The organism is Pelagibacterium sediminicola (genome assembly GCF_003390885.1).
Classification (GTDB): Bacteria; Pseudomonadota; Alphaproteobacteria; order Rhizobiales; family Devosiaceae; genus Pelagibacterium; species Pelagibacterium sediminicola.
In genome coordinates, this window is the sequence record NZ_QMEL01000001.1 from 541,371 (window position 1) to 559,033 (window position 17,663).

The 17,663-nt window shown below is 64.4% G+C and carries 17 protein-coding genes; 10 read left to right on the forward strand and 7 right to left on the reverse strand.

Features of this window, described 5'->3' with window-relative positions; translation table 11 throughout:
* Positions 1–56 precede the first annotated feature (56 nt).
* The 5 genes from DQG18_RS02580 (at position 57) to DQG18_RS02600 (ending at position 4,803) form a co-directional block, all read left to right on the forward strand.
* On the forward strand, positions 57–800 hold the full coding sequence (locus tag DQG18_RS02580) for an SDR family oxidoreductase (protein ID WP_116652806.1): 744 nt from the start codon (positions 57–59) through the stop codon (positions 798–800).
* Complete coding sequence (locus tag DQG18_RS02585) at positions 797–1,867, forward strand: Ldh family oxidoreductase (protein ID WP_116652638.1); 1,071 nt, start codon at positions 797–799, stop codon at positions 1,865–1,867. Before DQG18_RS02580 ends, DQG18_RS02585 begins: the two co-directional genes overlap by 4 nt.
* 77 nt (positions 1,868–1,944) lie before the next feature.
* Entirely contained in the window at positions 1,945–2,934 is a 990-nt protein-coding gene (locus DQG18_RS02590) for a C4-dicarboxylate TRAP transporter substrate-binding protein (protein WP_116652639.1), read from the forward strand.
* Between the two features lie 92 nt (positions 2,935–3,026).
* On the forward strand, positions 3,027–3,509 hold the full coding sequence (locus tag DQG18_RS02595) for a TRAP transporter small permease (RefSeq protein ID WP_116652640.1): 483 nt from the start codon (positions 3,027–3,029) through the stop codon (positions 3,507–3,509).
* 13 nt (positions 3,510–3,522) lie between these two features.
* Positions 3,523–4,803 carry a TRAP transporter large permease gene (locus DQG18_RS02600; RefSeq protein WP_116652641.1) on the forward strand — a complete coding sequence of 427 codons (1,281 nt, stop codon included), beginning with the start codon at positions 3,523–3,525 and terminating at the stop codon, positions 4,801–4,803.
* A 1-nt stretch (position 4,804) separates the two neighbouring features.
* On the opposite strand, the gene DQG18_RS02605 is transcribed toward DQG18_RS02600, so the two are convergent.
* The 7 genes from DQG18_RS02605 to DQG18_RS02635 all read right to left on the reverse strand — a co-directional run bounded on the left by DQG18_RS02605 (position 4,805) and on the right by DQG18_RS02635 (position 12,829).
* Positions 4,805–5,812 carry an aldose epimerase family protein gene (locus DQG18_RS02605; protein ID WP_116652642.1) on the reverse strand — a complete coding sequence of 336 codons (1,008 nt, stop codon included), beginning with the start codon at positions 5,810–5,812 and terminating at the stop codon, positions 4,805–4,807.
* On the reverse strand, positions 5,813–7,261 hold the full coding sequence (locus DQG18_RS02610; RefSeq protein WP_116652643.1) for an NAD-dependent succinate-semialdehyde dehydrogenase: 1,449 nt from the start codon (positions 7,259–7,261) through the stop codon (positions 5,813–5,815). It lies immediately after the preceding gene.
* Between the two features lie 52 nt (positions 7,262–7,313).
* Complete coding sequence (locus DQG18_RS02615; RefSeq protein WP_116652644.1) at positions 7,314–7,931, reverse strand: ABC-type transport auxiliary lipoprotein family protein; 618 nt, start codon at positions 7,929–7,931, stop codon at positions 7,314–7,316.
* Positions 7,928–9,421, reverse strand: coding sequence for an MlaD family protein (locus DQG18_RS02620; RefSeq protein ID WP_116652645.1), 1,494 nt, complete (start codon positions 9,419–9,421; stop codon positions 7,928–7,930). Before DQG18_RS02620 ends, DQG18_RS02615 begins: the two co-directional genes overlap by 4 nt.
* Complete coding sequence (locus DQG18_RS02625) at positions 9,411–10,190, reverse strand: ABC transporter ATP-binding protein (protein ID WP_198669631.1); 780 nt, start codon at positions 10,188–10,190, stop codon at positions 9,411–9,413. Before DQG18_RS02625 ends, DQG18_RS02620 begins: the two co-directional genes overlap by 11 nt.
* A 4-nt stretch (positions 10,191–10,194) precedes the next feature.
* Entirely contained in the window at positions 10,195–11,352 is a 1,158-nt protein-coding gene (locus DQG18_RS02630; RefSeq protein WP_116652646.1) for an ABC transporter permease, read from the reverse strand.
* Positions 11,353–11,488: 136 nt separating this feature from the next.
* Entirely contained in the window at positions 11,489–12,829 is a 1,341-nt protein-coding gene (locus DQG18_RS02635; RefSeq protein WP_116652647.1) for an NAD(P)H-dependent oxidoreductase, read from the reverse strand.
* A 147-nt stretch (positions 12,830–12,976) separates the two neighbouring features.
* Between DQG18_RS02635 and DQG18_RS02640 the strand changes: the two genes are divergently transcribed.
* The 5 genes from DQG18_RS02640 to DQG18_RS02660 all read left to right on the forward strand — a co-directional run bounded on the left by DQG18_RS02640 (position 12,977) and on the right by DQG18_RS02660 (position 17,619).
* Entirely contained in the window at positions 12,977–14,056 is a 1,080-nt protein-coding gene (locus tag DQG18_RS02640) for an enoyl-CoA hydratase/isomerase family protein (protein ID WP_157969968.1), read from the forward strand.
* A gap of 134 nt (positions 14,057–14,190) precedes the next feature.
* The gene (locus DQG18_RS02645; RefSeq protein WP_116652649.1) at positions 14,191–14,481 is read left to right on the forward strand and encodes an STAS domain-containing protein; all 291 of its coding nucleotides are present in this window, start codon (positions 14,191–14,193) and stop codon (positions 14,479–14,481) included.
* An 8-nt stretch (positions 14,482–14,489) separates the two neighbouring features.
* The gene (locus DQG18_RS02650; protein ID WP_116652650.1) at positions 14,490–14,849 is read left to right on the forward strand and encodes a response regulator; all 360 of its coding nucleotides are present in this window, start codon (positions 14,490–14,492) and stop codon (positions 14,847–14,849) included.
* A 41-nt stretch (positions 14,850–14,890) separates the two neighbouring features.
* Entirely contained in the window at positions 14,891–17,104 is a 2,214-nt protein-coding gene (locus tag DQG18_RS02655; RefSeq protein ID WP_116652651.1) for a chemotaxis protein CheA, read from the forward strand.
* 26 nt (positions 17,105–17,130) lie between these two features.
* A complete protein-coding gene (locus tag DQG18_RS02660) occupies positions 17,131–17,619 on the forward strand; it encodes a chemotaxis protein CheW (RefSeq protein WP_116652652.1) in 489 nt (162 codons plus the stop codon).
* Positions 17,620–17,663 lie beyond the last annotated feature (44 nt).

The following is a 17,663-nucleotide window of genomic DNA, read 5'->3' on the forward strand; positions in this document are numbered from 1 at the left end:
TCCAAAATTATGGCTAGTGTGTACATAAGACGTTTTAAGTCGGGAGGGTTGCTATGATGGCTGGACGGCTGGCGGGGCGGACCGCGCTGATCACCGGTGCCGGGCAGGGCATCGGCCGTGCCGTGGCCCTCGCCTTTGCCGCCGAGGGCGCAAGGGTCATCGCCACCAGCCGCAGCGCGGAAAAGATGGCGGATCTGGCCGCCAGCGATCCCGCCATGGCGATCCGTGAAATGGACGTTACCGATCGCGCGGCGGTGGACGCGGTGTTCGCATCCGCCGGCCCGGTCGATATTCTCGTCAACTGCGCGGGCTGGGTGCACAACGGCACGGTGCTCGATTGCTCCGAAGAGGACTGGGCGAAAAGCCTCGACCAGAACGTCACCGCCTGTTTCCGCACCATCAAGGCGGCGCTGCCGGGCATGCTTTCGCGGGGCGGAGGCGCTATCGTAAACGTGGCTTCGGTCGCCTCCTCGATCACCGGCGTTGCCAGCCGCGCGGCCTATGGCGCGTCCAAGGCGGGGCTGATCGGGCTGAGCAAGGCGGTGGCGCGCGATTTCATCGCAAAGGGCGTAAGGTGCAACGTGCTGGCGCCCGGAACCACCGAATCCCCCTCGCTTAAGGACCGCATCAATGCAACCGGGGACCCCGATGCCACGCGGCGCAGCTTTGTTGCGCGCCAGCCCATGGGGCGGCTGGGCCGGGTCGAGGAAATGGCGGCGGCCTGTGTGTTTCTGGCGAGCGACGAAGCCGCGTTCATGACCGGCACGGTGCTGGTGGTCGATGGAGGGCAGACGCTATGAGCGCGCATCCCCAAGCCCTTCGCATAAGCCTTGCCGAACTGGACCGGTTCGCCCGCGAGGTTCTTGTCGCTATCGGGGTCGATGCCCGGAGCGCGGACGCCGCCACCTCCGCCATGCTGCATGGCTCGCGGCTGGGGATCGACAGCCACGGCATCCGGCTTCTCGATCACTACGTCTGGGTCTTCGAGGGGGGGCGGGTTAACAAGACTCCCGCGCCGGGCTTTGCGCGCACGTTTCCCGGGTTCGGGTATGTGGATGCCGATGACGGCCATGGCGCGCTCGGCGCCTATCTGGCTGCCGACCATGCGGTGGAACTGGCCGAACATGCCGGGATCGGTGCCGTTTCGGTGCGCAACTCCTCCCATTTCGGCCCGGCGGGAGCCTATGCGCTGGCGATGGCGCAAAAGGGGTATATGGGGCTGGCTTTCTGCAATTCGGACAGTTTCGTGCGCCTTCATGACGGTGCGGAGCGGTTCCACGGCACCAATCCCATCGCCATGGCGGTGCCGGTGCCCGGCCGGGACCCCTGGCTGCTCGACATGGCGACCAGCGCCATCCCCTACAACCGGGTCAAGCTCTATCGCAGTCTTGGACAGGACCTGCCCGCCGCGACCGCCTCGGATCGGGAGGGGCGCGATACGCGCGACGCCGATGACGTTGAGATGCTGGCGCCGCTGGGCGGAGAGTTCGGGTTCAAGGGCGCCGGGCTTGCCGGGCTCGTCGAAATTTTCTCCGCCGTGCTTTCGGGCATGAAGCTCAGCCATGAAATCATCCCCATGAGCGGGCCGGAGCGCGCAACGCCGCGCAAGATGGGCGCGTTCGTCGTCGCGATACGGGTCGATGCGGTCACCGACAAGGCGGGCTTTTCCGATGGAATGGAACGCTATTTCGAGGCGGTCCGCGGTTCGGCAGTGCGCAAGGGCGGCAAGGTCATGATGCCGGGGGACCGGGAATGGGCCGTGGCGGCCGAGCGCGAGCGCTCGGGCGTGCCGCTCGATCCTGAAACGCGGCAGGCCTTTGAACGGCTGTCGCGGACATATGGCGTGAAATTACCCTTCGCCCCATAGGGGCGAAGCATGAGGCCCTCGCGATGCGGGCTGAGACGAGGCATCGTGCGACAAGTATATGAACAGGGAGGTTCATAATGAAAACGACCATCAGGACCGCCGCCGTGCTTCTGGCGGCAACGGCAATCGCCGGTGCGAGCGCGGTTCAGGCGCAGGATACCTATACGCTGCGTTTTAACCACGTGCTCGGCCCGTCCGAGCCCTTCCACGAAGGGTTCCTCGCCTGGGCTGAAGCGGTAAGCGAGCGGACCGGCGGGGGGCTCACGATCGAGGTGTTCCCGTCCGCCCAGCTCGGCGTTGAGGAAGACATCATCGAGCAGATCCGGCAGGGCGCCAATATCGGGCAGAACACCGACGCGGCGCGGCTGGGCACCTATGTGCCCCAGATCGCGGTGGTCAACGCGCCTTATTTCGTCGATTCCAACGAGGAGGCTTTTGCGCTGGCCGATTCGCCCTCGATGATCGCCTGGCAGCAGCAGCTTGCCGACGAGCATGGGCTCAAGGTGGTGTGCTTCGATTGGGTGCAGGGCGACCGGCACTTCTTCACCAATAGCGAGGTCCGCACGCCTGACGACCTGGCCGGGCTGCGCATCCGCACTCCGCCGGCCCCGATCTGGCAGGAATCGATCCGGGCTCTGGGCGCGGCCCCCACGGCGATGAATTTCGGCGATGTCTATCCGGGCCTGCAGCAGATGGCGATCGACGGGGCCGAGCTCGTCTATCCCAACATCACGGCGGGCAATCTTTATGAAGTGCTCGACTACGCGATCGAGACCGCGCACATCAAGCTGGTCAATTTCCAGGTGGTGAGTTCGCAGTGGTTCAACGGCCTGCCGGAAGACTACCAGACCGCGCTGGTCGAGGAATGCCGCGTTGCCGGGCAAGAAACCTCGGCGGTGATGGCCGAGGCGGCGCAGGCGGCCAAGCAGACCCTGATCGACGAGGGCATGACCATCATCGACGATCTCGATCTGGCTCCGTTCCGCGAGGCGGGCATGGCGGCCTATGAAGCACTCGGGCTGACCGAGGCGCGCGCGCAGGTCTATGCCGAGATCGGCAAGGACTGATAAACCAACCGGAGCGTTTCCAGAATAAGTGGGCACCATTTATTCGGTTCGGAAGCGCGACATATCAAGACGACGCCGGCGGGGACGGTTCGATGCGTAAAATCTATCAGGGCTTCCTGCGGATCGAAGCGGTGCTTGCCGGCGTATTCCTGCTCCTGATGGTGGTGATGATGTTCACCGGTGGCGTTGCGCGGCTGATGCGCATGCCGCTCAACTGGACCATCGACATCGCCACATGGTCGTTTGCCTGGAGCGTGTTTCTTTGCGCCGATATCGCGTGGCGCAAGGATCTGCTCATGTCGGTCGATATCGTTGCCGAGCGGTTCGCGCCGCCGGTGCAGCGGGCACTTACTTTCGTGAACTACATCCTCATTGCGGGGTTTCTGATCTATCTCGCCTATTCGGGCATTCACCTGTCCTGGGTGAGCCGGGCACGGCCCTTCCAGGGGATTCCATGGGCCAGCTATAGCTGGGTGACCCTGAGCCTGCCGGTCGGGGCCATGATCATGCTCGTCACCACCTGGCTCAAGTTCAAGGCATTCCTTGCCGGCCCCTCCGCCCCGGCCGAGCTTTGAATATGAGGGTGCCATGCTGATCGTCATCATCGCCTTTTTCGTGCTTCTGGTCATCGGTATGCCGGTCGCGTTTGCGATCGGGATTTCGGGCGCGCTCTTTTTCATCCAGTATCCCGAGCTTCCCTTCACCATTCCCGTGCAGGTGACGGTCAGCCAGACGCAGAACTTCTCGCTGCTGGCCATTCCGCTTTTCATCATGGCGGGCAATTTTCTCAACCATTCGGGCATCACCGAACAACTTTTAAAGCTCGCATCGGTCTTGACGGGACGGCTCAAGGGCGGGCTCGCCCAGGTCTCGCTGGCCCTCTCGGCGCTGATGGGCGGGGTATCGGGATCGGCCATCGCGGATGCGGCCATGCAGTCGCGCATGTTGGGCGAGCCGATGATGAAGCGCGGATTTTCAAGCGGCTTCACGGCGGGCATCCTCTCGTTCGGATCGGTCCTCACCCCCTTGATCCCGCCGGGGATCGGCATGATCCTTTACGGCTCGATCGGACAGGTCTCGATCGGGCGGATGTTTGCGGCCGGGATCATCCCCGCGCTGATGCTGTGGCTCGCGCTGGCCATTGCGGTGTGGATCACCGCCCATATGCGCGGTTATCAGCCCGAACGCCAGACACGGCCTTCGCTGGGCGAGTTGGGCGGCGCGCTGCGCGCCGGTTTCTGGGCGATGCTGTTTCCCGTGATGCTGCTGTTCGGTTTGAGGGCAGGAGTCTTCACCCCGTCCGAGATCGGCGCGTTCGCCGTTATCTATGCGGTGTTCGTGGGCGCGCTTATCTATCGAAGGCTCAGGACGCGCAATTTCATCGATGCGCTCGAGGGCAGCCTCGGCGACATCGGCGCCGTCATGTTTTTGATCGCGGTTTCGGCCATCCTCACCTATGGGATCGTGCTCGAGCGTGTGCCCGAGACGCTTGCCAACTGGATCATCGGGCTGACCGACGATATCTCGGTGATCATGGTGATGATCGCGGTGGGGGTGGTGGTCGCGGGGCTGGTGATCGATGCGACGGTTCTGATCATCATGCTCACGCCCATCTTCCTGCCGCTGATCCGCAGCCTTGACGGGGACCCGGTCCATTTCGGGGTGGTGTTCATCCTCGCGGCCACAATCGGCAATTTCACCCCGCCGATCGGGGCGGCAATGTTTGCGGTGTGCTCGGTGCTCAAGACGCGCGTCAGCGATTATACGCGTGAATCGGTGCCGTTCATCATTGCGGTCGTCGCCGTCACCATCCTTCTGGTCTTCGTGCCGCAGGCGGCGCTGTGGCTGCCCAACATGTTCTTTGGATAGATCAAGCGATCTCTATGGCGCAGCGGTGGAGATAGGGGCTTTCGGGGGTGATCACCGGCGAAGGGAAATGGGGATGGTTCATCGCGTCGGGAAAGATTTGGTCCTCAAGGCAGAGGCCACAATAGCGACCATAATGGCGGCCATCGATCCCGGGAACCGGCACCGAGAGTTTTATCCCGTTATAGACCTGAACGCCGGGCTGGTCGGTGTAGAGCCTCAGGGTCAGCGCCGCGTCGGGAGCGGCAAGGATCGCCGCCGGGTCTTCCGTGTTGCGCCGCGCGTCGAGGACGAAGTTGAGATCGACCGGCACGGGTGCGCCATCGGCGGTGCGGATCGGTCTTGCGGCGCGGAAATCGTAATCGGTGCCGGCAACGGGCAGGATTGCGCCGGTCGGAATCAGTTCCTCGTCGAGTTGGGTATAGGCGCCTGCCGCGAGCCACAAGCGGTGGTCGAGCACATCGCCTTCACCGGTCAGGTTGAAATAATTGTGTTGGACGATGTTGACCGGGGTGGGGCGGTCGGTCGTTGCCGCAAATTCCATATCGAGCCGGTGCCCGTCGAGCCGATAGGTGACCGAGATCGCGAGATTTCCCGGATAGCCCATATCGCCGTCGGGGCTGTCGAGCGTCAGCCTGACGCTCGAACCATCGTATTCGGCAATGGTCCAGTTCTGCCTGCCGATGCCGCGTGGACCGCCATGCAGGTGATTGCGGCCTTCGTTCAGCGGCAGGGTATAGGCCGTGCCATCGAGCGTGAACTGCCCGCGCGCCGTGCGGTTGGCGATGCGTCCGGCGATGGCGCCGAAATAGGGACTGTGGGCGGGGTAGGGATCGAAACTGTCAAAACCCAGCACCACCGGCCGCATCTGGTCGCCCACCGGCACGCGCCAGTCACGAACCAGCGCACCCCAGGTGAGGATGGCGATGGAAACGCCCGCCGGGGAGGTCAGCGTCACCTCCTCGACATCGCGTCCCTCGAAGGTCCCGAAAACCCGTCTTTGTCCGTTCATCTAGCCGCCCAGTCCTCCAAGCGAGATATATTTGGTGACGAGATATTCCTCGATCCCCTGCCTGCCGCCCTCGCTGCCCAGCCCGCTTTCCTTGACCCCGCCGAACGGCGCGACCTCGGTGGTGAAAAAGCCTTCATTGACGCCGACCAGCCCGTATTCGAGCGCATCGGCGACGCGGAAGGCGCGGCCAAGGTCGCGTGAGAAAAAGTAGCACGCCAACCCGTAGGGCGTGTCGTTGGCGATGCGGATGGCCTCGTCTTCGCCGGCGAAGCGATAGACCGCCGAGACGGGCCCGAAAATCTCCTCGCTGGCGATCTTCATCTTCGTTGTGGCACCCGACAGGACGGTCGGCTCGAAGAATGTGCCGCCCAGCGCGTGGCGCTTGCCGCCTGCAAGGATTTTCGCGCCGTTATCGGTCGCATCGGCGATCAGGCCCTCGATCTTTTCGACCGCGTCCATATCGATGAGTGGGCCCTGATCGATCCCCTCGCCGGTGCCCGGGCCAACCTTGAGGGCCCTTGAGCGCTCGGTGAGCTTTTCGACGAAGGCGTCGTGGATGCCGTCCTGAACGAGAAAGCGGTTGGTGCACACGCAGGTCTGGCCTGCATTGCGGTATTTGGCGATCATGGCGGCGTCGACGGCCTTGTCGAGATCGGCATCGTCGAAAACGATGAAGGGCGCGTTGCCGCCCAGCTCCATCGAGACCTTCTTGACCGTCGTGGCCGACTGGGCGATCAGCATCTTGCCCACTTCGGTCGAGCCGGTGAAGGTCACCTTGCGCACGTGCGGGTTGGCCGTCAACTCGCCCCCGATCTCGCGGGCCGAGCCGGTGACGACGTTGACCACGCCCTTGGGAAAGCCCGCCATTTCGGCGAGCGCGCCCCAGACGAGCCCGGAATAGGGGGTCTGGGAGGCGGGCTTGATGACGACGGTGCAGCCCGCGGCGAGCGCCGGGCCGACCTTGCGCGACAGCATCGAGGAGGGGAAGTTCCAGGGGGTGATCGCAGCGCACACGCCCACCGGCTCGCGCGTTACCAGCAGCTTGCGGTTCTTGAACGGGGAGGGAACGATGTCGCCATAGATCCGGCGCGCCTCTTCGGCGAACCAGCGGATATAGCCGGCCGAAAGCGCAAGCTCGCCCCTGGCCTCGGCGATCGGCTTGCCCTGCTCGGCGGTGAGGATGTGGGCCAGCTCGTCGATATTGGCGCGGATGGCGTCGTAAAGCGCGAACAGCATGTCGGCGCGTTCGGCGGCAAGGGTCTGTTTGAAACTGGTAAAGGCGGTGGCGGCGGCCTCGATGGCGCGGCGGGTTTCGGCTGCCCCGGCATTGGGCACCCGCCCGATCACCGATCCATCCGCGGGATTGATGACATCGAGCGTTTTGCCCGAATCGGCGGGCACCCACTCTCCATCGATGAGATTGGCGTTGTGGCGCAGCAGGTCGGTCATGGGGGGCTCCCTTGAAAGGTTTCGGAACGAGGCGGACCGTCAGCAAAAAGCTCTAGACGCGCTGGACGGTCCAGCGCACGATTTCCCCGATCACCTCGTTGAGCGCCGCGTTAAGGGCCGGCACCGCTTCGGGGGCGCTGGTTCCCGGGGCCGGGATGGTCGCGGCGAATGCCGAGGATGCAACGACCCGCCGGTTCCAGTCATCGACCAGCCGCACATTGAGGCTCACGACAGCCTGGCGCCCGGCCGAAAGATCGAGCTCGAACGCCCGGATGTCCGACGCCAGCACCCGGTCTGGATTGAGCGGGTCCGTGGTCCGGCCCACATTGGCAACCCCTGCATCCTGAAACGCCTGCAAGAGCCGGGTCTGGATCAACCGGGGCAAGCTGTCGGACCATTGGGCGGTGGGCAGGTAGCTCAACACCCCGCCCGGTTCGCGTGCCACGATCCTGTCGGTATCGTAGGTCTGGAGGGCTTCGGGCACCGAGATCAGCACGGTGCGGTTCGAGCGGCGTGCTGCCGGCTGGGTGGCGGCGGCGACGAGATCATAGGTGACCAGCGGGGTCGTCCCCGTACACGCGGCAAGAAGGCCCGCCGTGCCGGTTGCGGTCATAGCCAGAAAGGCACGCCGGGCGAGAACGGGGCCGGTTGCGGGCGTTTTCGATGTCATTGACCCAACTCTCTTACTGTCTGGCCGCCGAAAATCAGAAGCTGCGGGTTCCGCTCGAAATTTGCAAGTATGCGGTCGAGGCGACGCAAGGTTCCCCGTGCCTCGTTGGCAAGGGCAGTGTATTCGCCCAGGCCCCGATTGGCAAAGCCGGTGAGCCCGTTCGTGATCTCGGTGGTGCGTGCATCGAGATTTTCGGCGAGCGTCCTGATGGACTGGGAGGTGAGGGCCAGATCGCTGAAGAGCGTTTCACCCTCGTCCGAGCCAACCATCTCATCGACGCGTCCGGCGATGGCCTCGATCCGGTCGGCCGTGTTCATCAGACTCTCGGTCAGGATACGGCCGTTCTCGATGATCTCGGATACGGCGGGGGCGCCATCGCCAAGCGCAACCGAAAACGCCTCGATATTGTCCATGGCGCGGGCGATCACCTGAGGATCGACCGCCTCGGAGGCATCGTCGATCAGGCTCAGTGTATCCTCAAGGGCATCGGCGATGCCGGAAAGATTGCCGGCGAGCGCATCGGCATTGTCGAAGAAATTGTCGATACTGCCGGTGTTGCGGGCCAGAGATGCCGAGAACGCTTCGATATTGCTGAAGGTCTCGCGCACCTGTTCGGGGGGCACGGCCTCGACGACGCTGCGCACCTCGGTGGTCAGGTTGCGCAACTCCTCGGCCAGCGGACCGATGCGATCGGCGGTGTCGGTGAGGGTGGACAGGAAGTCGTCCAGCCCGTCGGCATTTAAGGCGAGCGCGCCGGAAAAGGTTTCCGCGTTGGCAATGGTCGTGGCCAGCGACGCTTCGTTATCGGCGATGAACCGTTCGAGGCGGTTGAACGTCGCGCTGGCGCCCTCGAGCGTTGAGCGCGCGGACTCGATGATGGCCGAGAAATCGGAATCCTCGCCCATGCCGACATTGTCGGCGAGCGCGGAAAGCGAGGTGGCAAGGTTTTCGACGCTGGCGATGGTGCGCGAGAGGCTGTCGGTGTTTTCTCCCAGGAACGTATCGATGCGCGAAAGGGTGGAATCGGCGCTGGCAACGATGTCGCGCGCGCCCTCGATGATGAGCTGGAAGTCGGAGGGTTCGCCCAGAAGGATCGCCGCGTCCTGCCCGGCGGAGGCAGCGACCGGACCTGCCGCGACGGTGCCACCCAGAAGCTGGATATGGGCCATGCCGGTCAGCCCCTGGATTTCGAGCACGGCGCGAGTGTCGTTCATCACCGGGGTGCTTTCGCGCACGGTGATGCGGGCGATGACGCGGTTGGGGTCTTCCGGATCGATCCTGACGCCGGTGACGTCGCCCACCTTGATGCCGTTGAAAAGCACGTCGGTGCCCGCGCCGAGCCCGGTGACCGAGCCGGTGAACACCACGTCATAGGGGGTGCGCGGTCCGGCATTGCCCGAGGCGCTGAACCAGTAGACGAACCCGAACAGGGCGGCGATGACGAGGGTGGCAAAGGCGCCGACAAGCGCGTAATTGGCTTTATTTTCCATCGTCCAGCTTCTCCAGGTGCCGCGCGCGGGGGCCCTTGAAATAGTCGTTGAGCCAAGGGTCGTCCGAGGCGAGCATGTCGGCCATGGTTCCCGCTTTCAAGAGCCTGCCATCGCCCAGCGCCACGATGCGGTCGCAGGCGGCGGCCAGGCTGTCAAGATCGTGGGTCACCATATAAACGGTCAGGCCCAGCATGTCGCGCAAAGATACGACGAGTTCATCGAACCGGGCCGCCCCGATCGGATCGAGCCCGGCGGTCGGTTCATCGAGAAACAGGATTTCGGGATCGAGTGCCAGCGCACGGGCGAGCGCGGCGCGCTTGATCATGCCGCCCGAAAGCTCGGAAGGGTAAAGATGGGCCGCTTCGGGCGGCAGGCCCACCAGATCGATCTTGTAGCGCGCGATCTCGCGGCGCATCCGGGCGCTCATCGAAAAGTGCTCGCGCATGGGAAACTCGATGTTTTCGAGTACGGTCAGCGCGGAGAAAAGCGCGCCCTGCTGGAACAGAACACCCCAGCGCCGCTCGGTCGCCCGGCGCCCGGCGGGCCCCAGATTGTCGTAATCGGTGCCAAAGACCCGCACCTTGCCGCCTGCCTTGGGCAACAGGCCGATGATGGCGCGCAACGTTACCGACTTGCCCGAGCCCGAGGGGCCGATGACCCCCAGGATCTCGCCCCTTTCGACCGTGAAGCTCAGCCCGTCGATGACCTTTTTGGGTCCGAAGGCGACCGAAAGGTTCTCGATCTCGATGATGGGCGTCCCCTGGGCCATGGCGTCAATACCCGATCGCAGCAAAGAACACCGCGAACAGACCGTCCACGACGATGACGAGGAATATGGCGCGCACCACAGAGGCGGTGGTGCGGCGGCCCAGCGATTCCGCGCTGCCCTTGACCTTGAACCCCTCGTTGATCGCGACCAGCCCGATGATGAAGGCCATGAAGGGGGCCTTGATCATCCCCACCAGAAGGCTCTGCATCGAGAGCGCGTCCTGCAGGCGGTCAAAAAAGATCCCGAGCGGGATGTCCCCATAGACGCGGGCGACGATGGCGGCTCCGGCGAGTCCCGCCAGCGACGCGATGAAGGCCAGAAGCGGCATGCCGAGCACCAGCGCGGCCATGCGCGGCAGGACCAGCGCGCGGTAGGGATCGACCCCCATCACCGAGAGGGCGTCGATCTCCTCGCGCATGCGCATCGAGCCGATCTCGGCGGTGATCGCCGAGCCCGAGCGCCCTGCGACCATGATCGCGGCGAGCAGCAGGCCCACCTCGCGCAGCATCAGGATGGCGGCGAGATCGACCACATAGACCGCCACGCCGAAATTGGCGAGTTGGAGGATGGTCTGCTGGGTGATGATGGCGCCGACCACCAGCGAGATGAGCACGACGATGGGCACCGAGCGAAAGACGATGAGGTCGAACTGGTTGACGAAGGCGGTGAACCGGAAGGCGCCGCGCCCCACGAGCGTCGCTCCCAACGCGGCAAGGATCTGCCCCAGAACCGCTGCGAGCCGGACGGTATCGGCGAGGGCTTCGACGATGGCACGGCCGAGGGCATCAAACGGACGGATCAGCAGGGGCAGGGGCTTTGCCCGCCCGGCATCGGGCGCGGGCCGGTTTGCGGCGACGCGCTTGAGCAGCTCCAGATGGGCCGGCTTGCCGCCGGTGATGGCGATTTCGGACCCCGAGGCCGCGGCGGCGTTCTGGGCGGCGACCACAAGCCAGGCGCCGGCGGTATCGAGTTCATCGAGGCCGGAAAGCTCGAACGTCAGGCGCGAGGGCGCAGGGGTCTGGCGCGAAAAATCGGCAAGCGCACGTTCGAGACCGCGCGCTTCATCGCCCGTCCAGCGGCCGGACAGTCTCAGCGTGGCGGTTTGGCCGGTTCGGTCTATATCGAGCCGCGCTGGCGCGGGGTCGGCGGTCCCGGACGTCATGATCTCGCGGATGGTTCCTCAACTCTTGCGCGGACAGGCACACGAATCACCCACGCAACCGCGCGTCCCCCTCCATTGGAAGTCAAGTTATAGCAACTGTTCGGGCGCGGCCAGTGTTTCGGACACGATCACGCGCCTACTGGCCGGCCAGCATCCGGTCCTGCTTTTCGCGCAGGCGGAAAAGTTTCGTCGTCCTGTCGGGGGTCGCGTTGGTGGTGGTCAGCAATTGGCCCTTCCTGAGCGGGGCGGTGGTGACACCGCCTTCGAGCAGGCCCACGGGGATGGCTCCGGCCGCGCGGGCGTCGGCGACGGTCATCGTCCAGGAGCGGTAGCAGGTTTCCCCGATGGCATCGAGCGGGGTTCCGGCGGGCAGGTCGCGCTTGGCGATGGCGCAGACCTCGGCGACCGGGTTTGCGAGCGGCACCATGTCGGGGCGCCCGTAAAGCATGATGCGCGCCGCGGTCAGCGGTACCTCAAGGCTGGTGAGATGGTAGGGGCGGTAAAAGCCGTAATAGGGGCCCTTGCCGATGTGGAGGTCATCGAGCCGCTCGATGATGCGGGGGTGATGGGCCCGGGCGATGACGAAGACGCCGGGTGCGACCCCCTTGCCGACGGTATAATCGACAACGCCCGAGCGCGAGAGCAGGCCCCCATCCTCCCTGGGGATCAAGACCTTGGGCAACATGTCGCGGCTTGCGTCGGGCCCGTGCATGCCGGGCTTGTCGGGGACAAGCCCCGTGGCGTTGGCGATCGCGGCCATCTCGACCATGGTCTTGGAGCCATCGACGAACTCGACCAGCATGCGCGGGTTCATGTTTCGCCGGGTGGCCTCTTCGATGTAGTCGGCGGGCACCGCGTCGGGGTTGAAGGGGTTGTTCTTGCCCTTGCCCGCCGCGACCACCTCGAGTTCGAGCGCGGTCGCGAACTCGATCAGCTCCATGCAGGACGAGGGTTCGTCCCCCGCCCCCACGCTATAGACGACCCCCAGCCGGTCGGCTTCCTTCTTGAGCCAGGCGCCGATGGTGACGTCGGCCTCGACATTCATCATCACCACGTGCTTGCCGTGTTCCATGGCCAGATGATCGAAATCGGCGGCAACACCGGGCTTGCCGGTCGCATCGATCACCACGTCGATCTCGGGGGCGGTGACCATCAGTTCGGTATCGGAGGTAACCGCGATTTTTCCCGCATCGATCGCCCGGCTCATCGCGGCCCGGTTTTCGACCTCGCTGGCGTGGGCCTTTCCCTCGCCCTCGCCATAGGCGATGTCCATGGCGGCCATGGCGGTGTGGGGGCGGCGGGTCGAGATCGCGGCGATCTCGATACCCTTCATCAGCATGGTCTGGGTCACGAGGTCGGTGCCCATCTCGCCGGACCCGATGATGCCGAGGCGGATCGGCTTTCCGGTTTCGGCGCGGGCTTCGAGGTCGCGGGCGATGCCCGTGCGGGCGATCTGGAATGTGGGGATGGATGGCATCTTGTTGTTTTATCGGTTTTTGGCGGAAGCGCGGTGAGCATTAGAGCATTTTCGCCGCCGATGGAAATGCTGGAGGCGTCAAAGCGCTTCAATTTGTCCGCCCGCCGTGCAGTATGAAGGCAAAACTACGGCATGCGGGGAGCGGAAATGACCACAGAGGTTGGGATCGGGACAGAAGGGCGGGCGGGCATCATCACCCTCAACCGCGAAAAGGCGATCAATGCGCTTACGGGTGAAATGATCGCGGCGATCTCGGCGGCGCTTGCCCGGTGGGCGGACGATCCGAACGTCACGCTCGTCCTCGTCGAGGGACGGGGCGAAAAGGGTCTTTGCGCGGGCGGGGACGTGCGCGCGGTGCGCGACATGGTGCTTTCGGGGCGCAGCGAGGCGGCGCGGGCCTATTTTACGCTCGAATACCGCATGAACGGGCTGATCGCGACCTATAAAAAGCCCATCGTCGCCTTCCAGCACGGTTTCGTCATGGGGGGCGGGATCGGGCTTTCGAGCCATGCGCGCTACCGCATCGCTACCCCGGCCAGCCGGTTCGCGATGCCCGAGGCGGCCATCGGGTTCTTCTGCGACGTGGGGGTCAACGCCATCCTCTACCAGACCGCCGAACACCGCGCGCTGGCGTTTCTCTTGAGCGGGATGCAGGTGGAGGCGGCGGACGCCGTGGCGCTCGGGCTTGCCGATGCGGTGGTGCCCGAGGCGGAACTGGGCACGCTTCGCGGCCGGGTAATCGAGGCGGCGCTCGCCGCCGATCCCGATACGGCGATCGCGGCGATCATCGGCGGGGTGGCCCTCGATCAGGAGGCGGCTGGGTTCTGTGCCGCGGCCGATACGTTGCGGCTGGCCTTTGAGGGCCAGTCCGCCGCCGATATCCTTGCCAATCTCGCTTCGCTGGCCGGGGAGGGTGATCCGGCGGCCTCTGCGCTTTATCAGGCAATGGCGGCGCATTGCCCCACCAGTCTTGAAGCCATCGCCCAGAGTCACCGGCTGGCGCGGCGGCTGCGCTCGGTGCCGGCTATCCTCGCCATGGATACAGAGCTTGCCGCTTTCATGGCCGGGCGGTCCGATTTTGCCGAGGGGGTGCGGGCGGTACTGGTCGACAAGGATCGCGCGCCGAGATGGTCGCCGGCAACGATGGCCGAGGTCGGCAGCGATGCGCTCGAGCGGGTTCTGGATTCCCATCGTCCCTGGCGCGCGCTTATGGTTAGGAGTTCTTAAACGCTTCATGGACAAAACTGCGTCCGGTTGGAGCGGAACCCTTTTGCATCGAACAAGCCGGGACGAACGCTCCGAACAGTGTCTGGCTGCGCGCCTGCCATGGGCGCGCGCCGAATCAGGGGGCCTGCCGTCAGATGTCGAAGTCCGAAGCCCAGCCGGTGGTTCTGCCGCGCGTCGTTGATCTGGATGCGATCGACGAGGTGCGCGAAACGCTGATCGAGGCGCTGCAAACAGGGCCGGTCGATGTGGCGGCGGGGACGGTCGAGCGCGTTTCGACAAACGGGCTGTTCATGCTCCTGAGTGCCGTTGAAACCGCCAGACGGTCGGGAAATGCCTTCTCGATCTCGGGGGCCAGCGACATCATGGTTGGTTCGATTGAAAAGCTCGGCCTCATGCCGGTCTTTGCGCCTGTTCTCAAAGGGTAAATCTCAAAATGCGTATCCTCACAGTCGATGATTCCCGCACCATTCTCGCCATGCTTCATCACACCCTCACCAATGCGGGTTTCGAGGTTCTGCAGGCGGAAAACGGGCAGATCGGGCTCGATGTCCTCAAGAACGAGGAGGTCGACGTGGTCATCACCGACATCAACATGCCGGTGATGGACGGGATCGAATTCATCAGGCAGGTGCGCGCCACCGGCAAGCACCAGAGCCTGCCCATCCTTATCCTCACGACCGAAACCAGCCAGGACAAGCGTGATCAGGGCCGGGCGGCGGGTGGGACGGGCTGGATCGTCAAGCCTTTCGATCCGGAAAAACTCATCTCGGTCATCAACAAGGTCGTCCACTAGCGGACGTGCAACAGGTTTCAGTGGGTCAGGTTTAGGCGAAAATGAGCGACCTCGACGAATTCAAGGCCACATATTTCGACGAATGTTCCGAACTGCTGCTCGAACTCGAAGAGCAGTTCATGGCCATTCAGGATGGGGATCGCGACGCCGACCGGCTCAACGCCGTGTTCCGCGCCATCCATTCGATCAAGGGCGGGGGCGGAGCGTTCGGGTTCGATGCGCTGGTGCGCTTTGCCCACAGTTTCGAGACGCTGCTCGATTACGTGCGTGACGGGCGGGTGGAGTTGACCGAAGAGGTGGTGGTGCTGTGCATCCGTTCGGTCGATCTGGTCGCCGATTTCGTCAATGCCGCCCGTACCGGCGAGGTGCTGCCAGCCGAATATGGCGCGACCGAAAAAGCGAGCTTTGATGCGCTGGCGCGCGGTGAGGCGGCGGAAACCGGCGGCGATGCGCCAGGTGCCACCGATGACCTCGACGAGGAATTCGATATCGATTTTACCCCCGTTAGCGTCGATCTCGACACCGATACGCCGCTTTCCGCGGCGGCACCCTCCGCCGGTGGCGCGACGCGCTGGCTGATCGATTTTGCGCCCTACCCCACGCTTTACGAACGCGCCAACGATCCGTTGCTGCTGTTCCGCGAACTGGCGCTTCTGGGCCGGACGACCGTTACCGCCAAGCTCGAGGCCCTGCCCGATCTGGCCGGGTTCGACCCGTTCGGGGTCTATTGTTCCTGGTCGATCGAACTGGCTTCGGACAAGGCGAGCGAGGACGCGATCCGCGAGGTGTTCGAGTTCGTCGACGGGGATTGCGCCATAGCGGTGACCCGGCTCGAGGCCCTGGTGGAGGACGAGCCCGCATCGGGGGACGATCTTCCCAGCTTTGCCGAACTGGCCGAGGCGGCCAAGGCCGAACGCAAATTCGTGCCGACGGGCGAACCCGACGCGGAGCCCGCCGTTCGCATAGCGCCTGCCATTTCGCTGGCCGCGAGCGCGCCAGCGCCAGGCGCGGCGGCTGAAAGCGCGGGCGCCGCGCCGCGTGATGCCGAGGACGGAACGGGCGCCGGCAAGGTGCCGGGCATGCAGTCGATCCGCGTCGATCTCGACAAGGTCGACCGCGTGGTCAACATGGTGGGCGAACTGGTCATCACCCAGTCCATGCTCACCCAGCAGATGGACGATGCGATCCGCGACCGTTACCAGGAACTGGTGCGGGGCATCGAGGTTCTGGCGCAGACGACGCGCGGCTTGCAGGATGCGGTGATGGCCATCCGCGCCCAGCCGGTCAAGTCGGTCTTTTCGCGCCTGCCGCGGCTGGTGCGCGAACTGGCGGGCAAGACGGGCAAGAAGATCAGGCTCGAAACCATCGGCGAGAACACCGAAATCGACAAGACGGTGATCGAGCAACTGTCCGATCCGCTGACCCATATGGTGCGCAATTCGGCCGATCACGGCATCGAAACCAGCGAGGAGCGCCTGGCGCGCGGCAAGCCCGAAACCGGCACCATCAGGCTTTCCGCCGAGCAGGCGGGGGGCAATATTCTCATCGTCGTCGAGGATGACGGGCAGGGCATCGATCGCGACCGGGTGCTCGATCTGGCGCGCGAGCGTGGCGTTGTCGGGCCCGACCAGCAACTGACCGACGAGCAGATCGACAACCTCATCTTTGCGCCCGGCTTTTCGACCGCCTCGGAAGTGTCCGACATTTCGGGCCGGGGCGTGGGCATGGACGTGGTGCTCTCCAACATCAAGAAGATCGGCGGGTCGGTGCATGTGCGCTCCTGGACCGGCAAGGGGACGCGTATGACGCTGCGCCTGCCGCTGACGCTGGCGGTGCTCGACGTCATGCTGGTGCGGGTCGCCGGTTCCCCTTACGTCGTTCCGCTCTCCTCGATCGTCGAGACCATCCAGAACTCGCGGGCCGATTTCGGGCACATGCCTTCGGGCGGCAAAGTGCTGCAGGTGCGCGGCGAATATGTGCAGGTGGTCGATCTGGCGCGCCGGTTCGAGCTCGGGTCCGAGCAGGACGATGCCGACCGGTTCGTGGTCCTGTGCGAAGCCGAGGGCAATTCCAAGATCGCGCTGGTGGTCGACGACATCATCGGCCAGCAGCAGGTTGTCATCAAATCGCTCGAAGAAAACTTCGAGCGCATCGACGGCATAGCCGGCGGCACAATCCTGGGCGACGGTAACGTTGCGTTGATTGTTGATGTGCAAAGCTTGAAGACGAGCAACGCGCATCAGAATGCGGCATGAGGGCCGCGCAACGGGGTTTTAGGGACATGGAAGCTCTCGAGATTCGTGACGAATATGGCGACGGTACAGCCGGTGTCAGCCAGAACACGCTCCAGCTCATCGCCTTTTCCATCGATGAGCAGATCTACGGCGTCGAAATCACCACCGTGCGGGAAATCCGCGCCTGGAACGGGGCGACCCCGCTTCCCAACACGCGCGAATATGTGCGCGGGGTGATCAACCTGCGCGGCACCATCGTGCCGATCTTCGATCTTCGCGCCCGGTTCGGGGACGGGCAGACCCAGCCCACCAAGAACCATGTCGTCGTGGTAATGAGCGTGGGCGACAAATGGATCGGCATCCTCGTCGATGCGGTCTCGGACATCCTCACCGTTTCCAGGGACGACATCCACAACGTGCCGGAAGGCAATTCGATCGATACCGAACTCTTGAACGGCATCGTCACCCACGAAAGCCGCATGGTCGGACTGATCGACCTGCACGCGGTGGTCGCCGGGGCCAAGCCCGACGCCTGACGGGCGCGCAAATCACAAATCCTTCAAAGCCCGCCGGCACCCCG

Coding starts and splice junctions, on each gene's coding strand:
- DQG18_RS02580 (WP_116652806.1), top strand. CDS start 57: ATGGCTGGACGGCTGGCGGGGCGGACCGCGCTGATCACCGGTGCCGGG.
- DQG18_RS02585 (WP_116652638.1), top strand. CDS start 797: ATGAGCGCGCATCCCCAAGCCCTTCGCATAAGCCTTGCCGAACTGGAC.
- DQG18_RS02590 (WP_116652639.1), top strand. CDS start 1,945: ATGAAAACGACCATCAGGACCGCCGCCGTGCTTCTGGCGGCAACGGCA.
- DQG18_RS02595 (WP_116652640.1), top strand. CDS start 3,027: ATGCGTAAAATCTATCAGGGCTTCCTGCGGATCGAAGCGGTGCTTGCC.
- DQG18_RS02600 (WP_116652641.1), top strand. CDS start 3,523: ATGCTGATCGTCATCATCGCCTTTTTCGTGCTTCTGGTCATCGGTATG.
- DQG18_RS02605 (WP_116652642.1), bottom strand. CDS start 5,812: ATGAACGGACAAAGACGGGTTTTCGGGACCTTCGAGGGACGCGATGTC.
- DQG18_RS02610 (WP_116652643.1), bottom strand. CDS start 7,261: ATGACCGACCTGCTGCGCCACAACGCCAATCTCATCGATGGAGAGTGG.
- DQG18_RS02615 (WP_116652644.1), bottom strand. CDS start 7,931: ATGACATCGAAAACGCCCGCAACCGGCCCCGTTCTCGCCCGGCGTGCC.
- DQG18_RS02620 (WP_116652645.1), bottom strand. CDS start 9,421: ATGGAAAATAAAGCCAATTACGCGCTTGTCGGCGCCTTTGCCACCCTC.
- DQG18_RS02625 (WP_198669631.1), bottom strand. CDS start 10,190: ATGGCCCAGGGGACGCCCATCATCGAGATCGAGAACCTTTCGGTCGCC.
- DQG18_RS02630 (WP_116652646.1), bottom strand. CDS start 11,352: ATGACGTCCGGGACCGCCGACCCCGCGCCAGCGCGGCTCGATATAGAC.
- DQG18_RS02635 (WP_116652647.1), bottom strand. CDS start 12,829: ATGCCATCCATCCCCACATTCCAGATCGCCCGCACGGGCATCGCCCGC.
- DQG18_RS02640 (WP_157969968.1), top strand. CDS start 12,977: ATGACCACAGAGGTTGGGATCGGGACAGAAGGGCGGGCGGGCATCATC.
- DQG18_RS02645 (WP_116652649.1), top strand. CDS start 14,191: ATGTCGAAGTCCGAAGCCCAGCCGGTGGTTCTGCCGCGCGTCGTTGAT.
- DQG18_RS02650 (WP_116652650.1), top strand. CDS start 14,490: ATGCGTATCCTCACAGTCGATGATTCCCGCACCATTCTCGCCATGCTT.
- DQG18_RS02655 (WP_116652651.1), top strand. CDS start 14,891: ATGAGCGACCTCGACGAATTCAAGGCCACATATTTCGACGAATGTTCC.
- DQG18_RS02660 (WP_116652652.1), top strand. CDS start 17,131: ATGGAAGCTCTCGAGATTCGTGACGAATATGGCGACGGTACAGCCGGT.